This window comes from Nostoc sp. CHAB 5836, assembly GCF_020829445.1.
Classification (GTDB): Bacteria; Cyanobacteriota; Cyanobacteriia; order Cyanobacteriales; family Nostocaceae; genus Nostoc.
Genome location: NZ_JAIVFV010000200.1, coordinates 1 through 11,185, shown reverse-complemented (window position 1 = coordinate 11,185; position 11,185 = coordinate 1). Strand labels below are relative to the sequence as shown.

General features: G+C 43.2%; 15 protein-coding genes and 1 pseudogene. 6 read left to right on the top strand and 10 right to left on the bottom strand.

Translation table 11 applies throughout. From position 1 onward, the window contains the following. Positions 1-151 precede the first annotated feature (151 nt). A complete protein-coding gene (locus LC605_RS27425; RefSeq protein ID WP_229550646.1) occupies positions 152-331 on the bottom strand; it encodes a hypothetical protein in 180 nt (59 codons plus the stop codon). A 111-nt stretch (positions 332-442) separates the two neighbouring features. On the opposite strand from LC605_RS27425, the gene LC605_RS27420 reads away from it, so the two are divergent. Beyond that, a complete protein-coding gene (locus tag LC605_RS27420; RefSeq protein ID WP_229550645.1) occupies positions 443-805 on the top strand; it encodes a helix-turn-helix domain-containing protein in 363 nt (120 codons plus the stop codon). Positions 806-816: 11 nt separating this feature from the next. After that, complete coding sequence (locus LC605_RS27415; protein WP_229550644.1) at positions 817-1,146, top strand: helix-turn-helix transcriptional regulator; 330 nt, start codon at positions 817-819, stop codon at positions 1,144-1,146. A gap of 84 nt (positions 1,147-1,230) precedes the next feature. On the opposite strand, the gene LC605_RS27410 is transcribed toward LC605_RS27415, so the two are convergent. Then, positions 1,231-1,368 carry a hypothetical protein gene (locus LC605_RS27410; protein WP_229550643.1) on the bottom strand — a complete coding sequence of 46 codons (138 nt, stop codon included), beginning with the start codon at positions 1,366-1,368 and terminating at the stop codon, positions 1,231-1,233. Between the two features lie 86 nt (positions 1,369-1,454). Here LC605_RS27410 and LC605_RS27405 point away from each other — a divergent pair, with 86 nt between their 5' ends. Then, positions 1,455-4,244 (top strand): hypothetical protein, encoded by a 2,790-nt coding sequence (locus LC605_RS27405; RefSeq protein WP_229550642.1) that lies wholly within the window; start codon positions 1,455-1,457, stop codon positions 4,242-4,244. A 29-nt stretch (positions 4,245-4,273) separates the two neighbouring features. Here LC605_RS27405 and LC605_RS27400 read toward each other — a convergent pair. Continuing rightward, positions 4,274-4,645, bottom strand: a pseudogene (locus LC605_RS27400) (four helix bundle protein). A gap of 108 nt (positions 4,646-4,753) precedes the next feature. Here LC605_RS27400 and LC605_RS27395 point away from each other — a divergent pair. Beyond that, on the top strand, positions 4,754-4,921 hold the full coding sequence (locus tag LC605_RS27395) for a hypothetical protein (RefSeq protein WP_229550641.1): 168 nt from the start codon (positions 4,754-4,756) through the stop codon (positions 4,919-4,921). An 8-nt stretch (positions 4,922-4,929) separates the two neighbouring features. On the opposite strand, the gene LC605_RS27390 is transcribed toward LC605_RS27395, so the two are convergent. From LC605_RS27390 to LC605_RS27370, 5 genes are all read right to left on the bottom strand, one after another. Beyond that, positions 4,930-5,691, bottom strand: coding sequence for a hypothetical protein (locus LC605_RS27390; protein ID WP_229550640.1), 762 nt, complete (start codon positions 5,689-5,691; stop codon positions 4,930-4,932). 133 nt (positions 5,692-5,824) lie between these two features. Continuing rightward, positions 5,825-6,037, bottom strand: a complete 213-nt coding sequence (locus LC605_RS27385; protein WP_229550639.1) for a hypothetical protein — start codon at positions 6,035-6,037, stop codon at positions 5,825-5,827. After that, positions 6,028-6,693 carry a ferritin-like domain-containing protein gene (locus tag LC605_RS27380; RefSeq protein ID WP_229550638.1) on the bottom strand — a complete coding sequence of 222 codons (666 nt, stop codon included), beginning with the start codon at positions 6,691-6,693 and terminating at the stop codon, positions 6,028-6,030. The genes LC605_RS27385 and LC605_RS27380 overlap by 10 nt, the downstream gene beginning before the upstream one ends. Positions 6,694-6,695: 2 nt before the next feature. After that, the gene (locus tag LC605_RS27375; RefSeq protein ID WP_229550637.1) at positions 6,696-7,316 is read right to left on the bottom strand and encodes a hypothetical protein; all 621 of its coding nucleotides are present in this window, start codon (positions 7,314-7,316) and stop codon (positions 6,696-6,698) included. A gap of 3 nt (positions 7,317-7,319) precedes the next feature. Then, positions 7,320-9,332, bottom strand: coding sequence for a hypothetical protein (locus LC605_RS27370; protein WP_229550636.1), 2,013 nt, complete (start codon positions 9,330-9,332; stop codon positions 7,320-7,322). A 145-nt stretch (positions 9,333-9,477) separates the two neighbouring features. On the opposite strand from LC605_RS27370, the gene LC605_RS27365 reads away from it, so the two are divergent. Together LC605_RS27365 and LC605_RS33165 are read left to right on the top strand one after the other, a co-directional pair. After that, positions 9,478-9,648, top strand: a complete 171-nt coding sequence (locus LC605_RS27365) for an NblA/ycf18 family protein (RefSeq protein ID WP_229550635.1) — start codon at positions 9,478-9,480, stop codon at positions 9,646-9,648. 20 nt (positions 9,649-9,668) lie between these two features. Then, on the top strand, positions 9,669-9,803 hold the full coding sequence (locus tag LC605_RS33165; protein ID WP_267868681.1) for a hypothetical protein: 135 nt from the start codon (positions 9,669-9,671) through the stop codon (positions 9,801-9,803). Between the two features lie 35 nt (positions 9,804-9,838). On the opposite strand, the gene LC605_RS27360 is transcribed toward LC605_RS33165, so the two are convergent. Together LC605_RS27360 and LC605_RS27355 are read right to left on the bottom strand one after the other, a co-directional pair. Further along, a complete protein-coding gene (locus tag LC605_RS27360) occupies positions 9,839-10,432 on the bottom strand; it encodes a hypothetical protein (protein WP_229550634.1) in 594 nt (197 codons plus the stop codon). Positions 10,433-10,522: 90 nt separating this feature from the next. Continuing rightward, the gene (locus LC605_RS27355; RefSeq protein ID WP_229550633.1) at positions 10,523-10,771 is read right to left on the bottom strand and encodes a hypothetical protein; all 249 of its coding nucleotides are present in this window, start codon (positions 10,769-10,771) and stop codon (positions 10,523-10,525) included. Between the last annotated feature and the right edge of the window lie 414 nt (positions 10,772-11,185).

Here is an 11,185-nt window from a genome sequence, read left to right as displayed (position 1 = left end):
ATTCATTGGTTGCGTTTGCTCCTAGCATTTCTGCCTAGATTTCTTTTATTGCTTCCCTGAGATGGTATTCAGGGATTAGTCTTTCAGCGTTTTTGGCTTTATATATCCCTGATTGCTCCATGAGTTTTACCTTGGGTAGATGCAGTATCCCTTATGCAGCAATCAATTCTTTGTGCTGCATTTTTTCGCGCTTCTTGCGGTAGTAATCGAGGAAGTAGGCTTCTAGGGCAATTACGATCACAGCCGATTGGGGTATACCCATCTCATGCGCGATCAATACCAATTCGGCTGCCACCTCTGGGGCAGCGTCGAAGGATTTTTTTATTGTCATTTTACTACTTTAGTGGTTAACTACCAATTATTTACTCAATATCAATAATACTACAAGTTTCTATAAAGTGCTGTCTGTACTCCAGTAGCCCTTTAAAAGGTGCATTATGATATGTGGTTAGAATTCCGGCAAATATTGATGGACGACGAAGCAAGAGAACGCCTCGCAAAAATAGCAAACAAAGCAAAAGGGGAGCGATCACAGAGCCAGTTTGCGATGGATTTGGGCGTGAGTCTTGGCGCCGTTCAGAATTGGCTCAAAGGTCAAGGTATGCCTTCTGCCAAGAATCTGGAAAAAATTGCTATGGCGGCTGGAATGAGTCTAGAAGAGTTGTTTTCTGAGATCAGTGGAGGTGAGTCAGAAGAAGTTTATTCGCCAAAGGTGGCAGAGGATGTCCTGCAATTGGCAAAGAAACTTGACAAAGAGCAACGGGCAAGATTGGTCAGACTGTTGTTTGATGATTTGTTAAGTTGAGTGAAAAAATAATGAGCGAACAATTTGGTGAGCGGTTTAGGGAAATCGTGGATCGGGCGAAGGGCGATCGCTCCCAAAGTGCGCTGGCTAGGGAATTAGGCGTTAGCTCCTCTACTGTTCAAAAATGGCTGTCTGGGAATGGGTTTCCGTCGTCGGAAAACATGGACAAGATTGCCAAAAAAGCTGGGCTGAGTGGTATTGATGCACTACGGAGTTATCTGAAGGGTGAAGCCGAAAGCAGCGCCGATACAATGTCCCCAGAAGAGATATTTTTGCTCTCCAAAAAACTGAGCAAGGAACAGCGCAAAAGGTTGATTGAGTTAGTGCTTGAAGATTTGTAAAGACTTTTCGTCCCAAGCGCGGATAGACATATATCCGAGCATGGGACGATTAAGTGTAGCGACCTGCAATGCAGGTCGCTACACTTAGGATTGATCTTTGAGCATATCAAATACTTTTGCGTGTTCGACTTGAGAAATCCATTTATTGTAAGTATTCCAGTGAACCGTGGGAGAGTGTCCCATCCATGCCGCCATCGTTGCCACTGGCACTTTGTAATGCACACTGCCGCGAATCGCGTAGGCGTGACGAAGGTCATACGGATTAATTCGTTGAAGTTAACATAATCTTGACACCTCCCAATGGAATAATGCTGAATATCGCCTCGTTTTCCCTCCCGACTGAAATCGTCGGTGACTACCGCGCCCACCTAACTGAAATTCATTTCGAGGAAAATAACTTTGCTCCATTGGTAGTAGTGAACTTTGGGCTAGTAGTTGCGATCGCAGTCGAGGCAGCAGAAGAAATTACCCTTTCCACAGACTGGGAGAATGTAACCGCGATCGCCTCCAACGGCAAAACACTCACTCCAGCGATTGACCCCGAAGATCCACGCGAGAGTGAATTTTTGTATAATCCGTATACCAATACGGTGCGAGTCTATGGTGGGGAGGGGCGAAGTCTGCAAATCTATGGGACTACCCAGCAGATTAAATTTTCACCACCCCTACTCCCTCCTCCTTACCCACAGTTATTTACAAATCTGCCTGCTAAAGGAGCCATTCAATTTAATCGCCGATTTGAGCAGCAACCCAGCGCTCAATTTGAGTTGGAGATGACGCTACCTAAAAGCCTAATTCAAACGATTTTCGCCCCAGGCACAGAGATAGATTTGTATGGGTTGCCATTGAGAATCAATAGCCTAAATATCAAAGAATACCCACGCAGTATTTACCCAAACTCTAGATGCGACGTAAGCGTGTCACTAGGATCGCGCTGGGAAAATTATTTAAATGAGCCGTGCTTTTTACGTTCAGACGGCAAAAACAACCTTCCGAGCAATGAACCGTTTCAAGATCCAGAATGTATCGCACCTATACCAAATAAGAGCGATCCTAATTTCAATGTGACTATACAACAGTTGCTATCAAGAATTGGTATTGCCTACACTGGCCCCAATCTTGCGGCTGTTCCCATACCCAAAGGTACACCAAGAGATACGGTAGTGAATCCAGTGCAACTGTTGAGCGATCGCACCTTAATTGCAAACTCCTTCATTCGCTGGAGTAACGCGGCTGCGGTGGAAGTTGTGCGAATTGATAGTACGCGGGTATGGTTTTATCAGGAGGCGGATATTTTGGGGGAGGTGGAAACGAGCTATGAGGCGATCGCTAAGACTAGTAAAAGGCGGTTAACCTCAATTGCTAACTACAATCCTCCCACGCCTGAAACCGTAAATTTCCCCAGTGTGGTGCAATTGCCACCAGTGCCCCAATTACGGGGTGAGTTGCCAACGGCACTAGCCTTTGAATACCCCAACTCGGAACTGACTGGGGAATTTAGCCAGATTCAGGATAAACCCAAAGAATTTACCCAAGGACAAAAACCTACATATGTCAAGAAGCAGGGTAAAAGGGAGGAGCGGGTTGATGGGGATAAGAACGCCCATACTCCGCTTGAGGGGGTAGACGCGATTGAGGTCATGAGTCTGTGTTTCGACATTGGCGGACAAACTAAAACCCGTTCAACGACTACCATTGAGAATGGAGCGACTACCAAGGTAGTTGACGAAATCTGGGGTTTTGCTTACCGAGCGATTGATATTTACAGCGAAGCGAAGGGGCGATTATACGGAAGCCGTGATCGCTGGGAATGCTTGAAAAGAACTACCACTGACTACACTTACGATTTAGGCACAGGGTATTTACTTTCTACGACTACAAGCGGCTACAATACAGTCCGCTATCGGCAAGAGTCAGCAGATAATCCAGAAACACTTGATCTTACCCCAGATGATTCTGAATATTATTTGTATAAATTTTTTAATATTCCAGTAATTGGACGTACTAGCTACTATCTCAAGCTGATGCCTGAATACAGTACCGAGGGCTTGTTTGAGTTAGTGAAAACCTGTAACAGAGACGGCACTAGCACCGTCGAACCACTTATTGATCCAGATTATGCGCCGCCCTACTATGTTGAATATGAGCGCACTGAAACAACAAGTTATGCCTCTCGCTCCAATCCAGAAAATGAAGGGGTAACGGTAATTTCGGGGACTAATCAAGCTGAAGATGGTAGTCCCCTTGCGCCTGATTTATATGTGGGCGAAGAGTCACAATTTGAATCTTTCACTCAAGTTACTGAAGCTGTATATCAAGAAAAACTAATAGGCTTTGAGGGCGGCTACCCAACCTATGAACGCGGTGAGGAGATTTCACCCCAGAAGTTTATCAAATACACTAAACAATTTAAAGCTCAAGGACAAGCTATAGCCTCCGCTTTAGAAGAGATTTCCATTGAGGAAGGTACTGGTGAATTACCCATTGCAACTCGCCGACCTTCTCAATTTATCAAAGAGCAGCCTGCCGAAAAATCAACTAAAACCCAAAAAGAGGAACAGAAATACCGCTACTTCTTGCAAACTGCTGGGTATACCGATGCAAATCCAATTAATGGTTCCGAAAACTTCCCCTTAGCCAAAACCTTAAATGAAGCTTTGACTGCTGCTAGGTGCAAACTAGCTATTGAGAATTGGCAAAATGGGCTTACCGAGACGTTACAGATTGATGGTAACTTGTTGATTAAGGAGGGCGATCGCTTTAACTACTATTGCAACGGCGAATTTCGCCAACGGGTAGTTTTAGGAGTGCAGACTACCTTAAATATATTGGGTGTAGTTGATAGCGTTCGCGTAGCGTCTCCGTCAGGAGAAGCGGTAGCCGGTACTCCGGCGTCTGGAGTGCCCAAAGTAACTGCTGCCACCTCCCTTACTCTGGGGCGCTGGATGACTCCAAATCTCACTTATAATAAAATACCAGTGCCCAAGGAGCCGAAAGCGCCGGGGGTAAATATTACCGTGACTAACGTAATAGATGCGGAGTTAGGATCGATAATTGATTGGGCACGGGTACAAAGCCGAAGGAACCCAAATCCGTGAGTAATGAGTAATGAGTAATGAGTAAATTATTATTTTTCTTTCAACTTGTTAATTGAAGATGTTATTATTTTGATAATTCGCTCATTCTCTTCGATTAATCCCTGAAATTTTGATATTGGCACTAACTCTGATTTTATCAATATTCTTATCCAATACAATGTTTCGTTAGCTTAGTTTAGAGCTATAGAGTACTTACTTATAAAATCCTTGTTTGATTGTGCATATTTAGCCTCTGAAGAATTTGCGCCTATTGATGTTCCGCTCCTTAAGAATTGCTTGGATAGAATTTTACCAGCGTCATCAAAAGGCTTTTTGTTTAGCTCAGAGTAAGCTTTGATAATTCTTATTGCAAAGTTTTCTGTTCTTTCTTGGATGCTGATACTTACGTTATGATTAGTCATGAGTAAAAAGAATGTGGTAATTCAATTTTACTCTATGAGTAATGGGTATTTACTCATTACTCATTACTCATTACTCATTACTCATTACTCATTACTCATTACTCATTTATGTACACAATTGCTAAAGTAGCCGAGCCTTGGGCAAAGCTCTTCCCCAAAATTACAGAAAATGCCACCAACATTGAAGTTACGGTGCGGGGACAGAGCTTTAAGATTGAGATACCGAAGAGGCGATCGCAGGTTGTCAATCAAAAAAAAATATCATATAAAAGTTAACGATTGTATTAGGGATTTAAATTTTTTAAGTATTTTAAACAATCGGGATAGGGTGAGTACGCCATCATCACTTGCCCATTCTTTGATTTGACGATCACCTCGCTTTTTTTAACATTTGAAAACACGGTTCTATCAGTAATTTGAGGCATATAGTCGCGTGTCTCATTTATGCCAGCTTTTAAATTTCTTTGCACAACCCAAGGATAAACGACTTGAGGTTTTTCGCTTTGGCTTAAACTGCGGGTTTCCTGAACACTCCATGAAAATCCTAATCTATTAAGAATGTCATTGAAGGGTAAAGATCCAAAGGGACAGCCGCATCCGCCCAAGTAAACTATTTTTCCTGCTTTCAGCATTGATGCAATGCCTTCAACATTCTCACCAAAGATAAAAGGAAGTTCGGGTACTTTAACGACTCTGGCAATTAATCCGTCGTATTTTTTTAAAGTTTCTTTTTTGGTATCTGGGACATCTTCGCATATATAATTCCATTCTAAAAGTGCGCTTCTAATTAATTCTAAAGGTGTATAAGTTGGGCCAATTAGACAGGCAATATATCTCTTATTTTTTTTACTGGGATTATTCCAAGAATTAGTATCATGGAAAAGTTGGGCGATAAGGTTCGCCATCAACTTACCTTCACCGTCACCTGTTATGTAATTATTGGTACTGGCGAGTAAACCGCCAGTATATTTAATTTTCTTCTTTAAAGACGTTTGACGATACTCAATAACACGCGTGCTAGATTGATTAATATAGGACTTACGCATTGACAAAAAATATCATTCATGCACACTACACGGCACAAGTATCGGTGAGGTTTTCCACAATGTACTGTATATTGTGTCTGACTGTAAAGCTTTTCTATTACTGTGTCATCAACTGCATTATTTTGCCACTCTGTCAATGCGTAAGTCCTATTAAATACCAATTACCTTTATCAGTGAGTAAGGCGATCGCCTCTCCCACTCCCAAGTCAACTAGATAAGTTGCGCTAATATTGGCACCATTAATTTTCAGTTTTTTGGTTTGTCCAGCGTAGCCTTTAGGGACGCGGACAGGAACCATGTTAGCAACAGTAAATAACTTTTGAAGTGAAGAATTAGTTATTTCCACAATTTAAATAAATCTACCGCCAAACCCCACATTGCCCAGCCAACTCTAGATTCCCACTTAATTAAATCTGGATACCAATCGTAAGAAGCGTGCCATAAATAATCTTGATGATTTACCTCGTCTTGGGCGATTTGAGAAGCGATCGCCCTTAGCGATTCTGTTGATGCAACTTTGGATAATGCTTTATATAATTTCCCCGTTCCCTCTTCGAGGATTTGCATGAAAGCAAATCTATCCTCCCAAGGATAATCAATTGCTGATTTCCCTTGAAATAGGATTCTTAGAGATAGATAGCGTTTTGATATCCCATCTAAATTTTCAAATTGCCCTGAGTAGTAAACACCTTGTAAAACTTTTGTTTCTTCATCGGTATTTTTGATTACCTTCAATTCTTGGTTTTGATACAATTCAATCCATTGCCCGGTTTCAGATAGCTTTATTTTATCCCCACTTAATGAAGAGAGCATCTTGCCGTGCCTTTGTTCATCACGAGCGTGTTCTTGTAATAATTTAGCTAAATTGTAGCGATGTTCCTCAAGTGCGATCGCTGCTAATTTAAAGCAAAATATTGCCACCCCATACTCTAGCTTTGCTAACAATCTGATAAATTGCTGCTCGTTACGCAATCCTATATAAATCAGAATTTTAATTAGCATAATCAAGTTTTGAAACTCCGCAATGTTGCTACATTCTGGCTTGTGGTGAAGCAGGTAGCGCAGTGTGTGCCATTGTTAGCAATTTTTCTGGCGTTGATAGTTATCCAGTTGTAATCTGTATCAACAGCCAGAAAAACTTCGCCACCTGTTTTTGGGATTGCCGCTACAAAAATCCTCCCTATGTTACCCGTGTTTGGCTCTTGGCTCCATTTGTGTACTTGAATTGCCGTATTGGAAGTGGTAATTTGATTTGCAAAACCAGAATCGACAACTATTTGAATAATCCCAAACTGGGAACTATCAAAATCAAATGCCCTGCCCCCTGTGGTGCAAAGGGAAGTACAAATCAATGAACCACTAAAATCAAAACTACTACTACCGCCGCCGCCACTGCCACCACTAAATTGAAACCACCTACCTATAGTGTCAGTAGGCGTTACTACATCGGGTAAATCTTCTGCGGTAGTAGATGCAGTATTGTATCGATACCAGGCGGGCAGTCCATCGCCGCGATCGCCCACTGCCAAGAATACACCATCTACTCTTTTAGGCGTTGAATCCTCGTTCAACGCCTTTAAAGCAGCAATATTGTCAACTACTAAAGCAGTATAAATAAAAGCCATAAACTAAAAAGATAAAACATTGCCACTAGAATCGACCAAAACTGAACCATTGCTATCGGTTAGGATAGCATCGAAATTACTCCCCTCTGGTAGGGGGATACGAAAAGTTAAGTAAGCGTTGATACCAATACCTGTATCAACCACCGTAGCCGGCTCCTCTGCCGCCAAAATAGTTACTTCAGGATTTACCTCAATTTGCGGAAGTTCTAAACCGCCTTCTCGCTCTTTAAGACACGGTGGTGAGGCGTGGGAAATTTCGGTAATTTGGTTGCCGTCGTAGCTGAACGAGTAAGCTACACGGTAATTAGTGGAGGGGAAGTTACCAGTAATTCCAGGAACAATTGTTCCTGATGATGGCGCGAATAACGAGAAAGCCGCATCGGCCGTAGGCGGCGAGGTAACAACCCCCGCAGTCCAATTGCTAATTGTGAACTGTTGTGAAGCAGCAGCTACCACTCCAAATCCAGAGAAGCGGCGAATTTCTAGGGTGTCCTGACGTTGTAAATAAATGTTTACAGAAAATGGGTTAAATAGCCCTTTATTGTTCCCTGCGATCGCATCTGGGTAATCAGCGCGAATAGTTCCCACGCCCGAAGCGTTGCAGGGATAAGAAAGAGTTAGAGTAGCGCCGGCGGTAATCGCTACATAACTACTCCACTCAGAGAAGGTACTTTCACCCGCCACAGTAGAGACGATTGCCCTTATCCCCTCACTCGCTGATGGGGTATAGCTAGCTAGTTCCGTAAATACAGAGGCGTTGCCGTTAACTATTACTTTTTGTCCGGCGGTATTGGGTTGCAGTCCGCCAAAACTGCGTCGGGGTTTTTCTGGGAAGTCGTAACCACCAATTAAGGCGCATCCTGAAAGTATATCGTAGCTCAAGCCAGTACCCGGTACTACTCGATAGCGATCGCCGATATCGTAAACTATTCCTGTTGGCAGCAGTTTCCCTAATGGATTGTAGTCCCCCGATTGAATACGGGTAACTGGGAATACTCCAATTACATCCTTGACGGTAAATTCAGCTACCGAGAAAAACGGTTTCACTGCAAGGGCGATCGCCTCTCCCGGCTGCAAATCGTCAATTGTGATAAATGGGGTTGTTAATTTGGGTGTCCAGGGGAAAAATGCCCCAAGGTTCGGAAAGTCCCGCCCATCACCGTCTTGAGTTCTGATACCGCCATCAGTTTGCACAAAACCAATGAATTTTACTAGCACCAAGCCACTGAGTAAGTCCGGCGATCGCTTGTTGTTGTATTCCAATTCAATTCCAAATTCTGTCCCGGCGGGAAGTGCGTTTGGTAAATCATTGTAAATCCAGTATTTTGCTTCCCAACTGGGAAGATACTTACTCAGAGTTTCCCCAGGGTAAGGGGGAGTGGGGATTACGGTTACTGGATTAATTGAAACTATAGGGCGATCGCTCCCCACCCCTGCACGAGTATCTTGAACTTGCGTACTAGCGCCACCAATGCGTACCCATTGCCCGATATCTGCCGCTACTGCATCGACACTCAAAGGTAACGTAGAATCAGCCCGGTATTCAAACCACTTTGCAATATCTGTTACCCAGCGAACCTGCCCATCTAACCTATCTACCCCTACGGGAAAACTCCCTACGCTGGTCACGGAAGGAGCTAAAGCTAAATGAATATTGCGATTCAATTCTAACTCTGTAGATAGAATCGTCTTCAGTGACTGCGGTTCAATTCCGACTCCGTACTGGTAGCCGGGGACACGGGCAATTTGAACGTGGGTTGCAGGATCGCTTGTTACCCCGGCGCTAATCACAAAATAATGGATATCCCAGCCATCTGGCATTTCCGGGATGGTGATGATAATTTTTTGATTGGTGGTAAAGGCGATCGCGCTACTTACTGAAGGCCGATTAAACCCAGCGCGGTTTTGTAATTGGAATGAGAAATACAAAGTACCTGTAGCTAAATTGCCACCATTGGCTACAGCTATTTGAAATTGTGGGCAAATCTCACCGACTCCGGCATATTGTCCGATCATAATTTTCTGTTAGAAGTCTCAGCAACGATTTGCTGATGTCCAAATCCTTGATGTGATCTAAAACGATTCTTACATAAAGCTTTGCTATCTTTGTATCTTAAGCAGTAGCTAGGGCGATTGGAACCGAGATGGAAGGGACGCTTGAATGGGGCTAACACACGAGCAGGAATTCAAAATTTGTAGTTTCAACAGACAAGTTGAAAATATGAGTGAAACCGAAGTTAAGCAAATGCTGGTGGAAATGTACCAGCAGATGTTTGAACGACAAAATTATTATCAAGAGAGATTAAAAAAGGCGTGGTTGATTGAGCTTTAACGGGCAAAAGCTGAGGAAAAATGACAGGTTTTGTCTGCTATCCAGAATACCCAGAGCTAGACGATCCAGATTATGAGTCAACCGAGGATTGGGATGTGAAGATGATAAAGAATGGTTTGATTGTGGTTTTGTGTCTGGGGAAGGTTGCTTGCTAGGTGGTAGCGAAGAATGTGATTTTGAATGTCCCTAATCAATTATTGCTTTGCGTAGGCGTAGTAATATTTTCTCTTCTGCCACAGTTAGAAATCTCCACCATTTCAGCCAGCCACTCCTTATTACTTCTATCATCCACGCGCCGAAACTCATAGCCTCTTGCACAAAAGCGCTTCAAACGTGGCAGTTTGTCTCTATCTAAGAATACCAGCAACACTGGACGGATGATAACAATCTGCTGCATTGCTGCGGTTTGCAGTACCCAATCCGTTGCTAGCCATCGGGCAACGGAGTTCATCTCTTGCAATGTGCCAGCCATACGCAAAAGCTCTATGCGGGATATGTCGTGGGCACGTATTGGAACGTGTTTTGGTATGGGTTCCGGGATGTGTGGCACGTATTCTGGTACGTGTTTTCCTAGCTGGGCCAAAAATTCTGCTACCGCTTCTTTACCTCTCCCCCTCGCCTCGTGGTACTTTTCCAGTAGTTCAGCTTCGTGCCCAGTTATATAGGCATTTTTCCCATCCTTTGTTGTTTGGATGCCAAGAGCGGGAAGATATTCTGTGTAAAATTTGCGGTGTCCGTAGCGTTCTTTGAGTGGTGCGATCGCTATTCTATCTATCTGTTCCATGCGTTCTGACACGTACCAAAACGTGTTCCAATATATCAGAAAACGAGGTGGATTTGCTGGAGGCAAACAGTAATTAATAACGGGGAAAGCTTACCAATAGGCGATGGATTCCAGCAACGATTCACCATATCGCCAGCTACGCCCATCATCTAGCTTATATGTCCAATGTTCGGCAATTGTCGTGGGGCTTGTTGAGGTAGTGCCGTCTGTGTGTACTTTGATTGCGTGGGTCGCAATGGCTTTATGGTGCTTGGAATCCAGTACTGTGTAAATTTTGCAACTACGTTTGTGGAGGACGCGATCGCCTACTTTGAATTTTGGCTCAATCGTTGCTGTCACCGGTTTCTTCCTCTAATTTAGAGCTTGCCGAAAAATTGCGTTTAATTGAGGGGCTGGCACAGAAACTTCGCTCACTGATGTCAAGGTTTTTTGGGTAGACAAAAATCCTCTTGAGAATGCATGGAAATATTCTCAAGAGGAATGAACAATAATAGTTAAGGTAAGTTTAGCTTAATTAATGGAAAAGCCAATTGAAAAAGAAGCAGGGGAGATCTTAGCTCAAAGCATAGGGGACAGCGATTAAATCGGTTGATTTAATCGCTGTCCCCCTTCCGGGGTTGGATAAGTAGGGCTTGCTGAAAAAGTGATGAAAAGCCAGAAAAGGATTAATTAGCTACGGAAGCAAGAGTCAGTGATAAGTTTTTATTGTTTATTTTAAGAACAATATTATTTTTAGTAATAACAGGTGGTAAA

What these genes read in the sequence shown, in the direction of transcription:
- LC605_RS27425 (WP_229550646.1), bottom strand. Translation starts at nt 331, where the DNA reads ATGACAATAAAAAAATCCTTCGACGCTGCCCCAGAGGTGGCAGCCGAA.
- LC605_RS27420 (WP_229550645.1), top strand. Translation starts at nt 443, where the DNA reads ATGTGGTTAGAATTCCGGCAAATATTGATGGACGACGAAGCAAGAGAA.
- LC605_RS27415 (WP_229550644.1), top strand. Translation starts at nt 817, where the DNA reads ATGAGCGAACAATTTGGTGAGCGGTTTAGGGAAATCGTGGATCGGGCG.
- LC605_RS27405 (WP_229550642.1), top strand. Translation starts at nt 1,455, where the DNA reads ATGCTGAATATCGCCTCGTTTTCCCTCCCGACTGAAATCGTCGGTGAC.
- LC605_RS27395 (WP_229550641.1), top strand. Translation starts at nt 4,754, where the DNA reads ATGTACACAATTGCTAAAGTAGCCGAGCCTTGGGCAAAGCTCTTCCCC.
- LC605_RS27390 (WP_229550640.1), bottom strand. Translation starts at nt 5,691, where the DNA reads ATGCGTAAGTCCTATATTAATCAATCTAGCACGCGTGTTATTGAGTAT.
- LC605_RS27380 (WP_229550638.1), bottom strand. Translation starts at nt 6,693, where the DNA reads ATGCTAATTAAAATTCTGATTTATATAGGATTGCGTAACGAGCAGCAA.
- LC605_RS27375 (WP_229550637.1), bottom strand. Translation starts at nt 7,316, where the DNA reads ATGGCTTTTATTTATACTGCTTTAGTAGTTGACAATATTGCTGCTTTA.
- LC605_RS27370 (WP_229550636.1), bottom strand. Translation starts at nt 9,332, where the DNA reads ATGATCGGACAATATGCCGGAGTCGGTGAGATTTGCCCACAATTTCAA.
- LC605_RS27365 (WP_229550635.1), top strand. Translation starts at nt 9,478, where the DNA reads ATGGGGCTAACACACGAGCAGGAATTCAAAATTTGTAGTTTCAACAGA.
- LC605_RS33165 (WP_267868681.1), top strand. Translation starts at nt 9,669, where the DNA reads ATGACAGGTTTTGTCTGCTATCCAGAATACCCAGAGCTAGACGATCCA.
- LC605_RS27360 (WP_229550634.1), bottom strand. Translation starts at nt 10,432, where the DNA reads ATGGAACAGATAGATAGAATAGCGATCGCACCACTCAAAGAACGCTAC.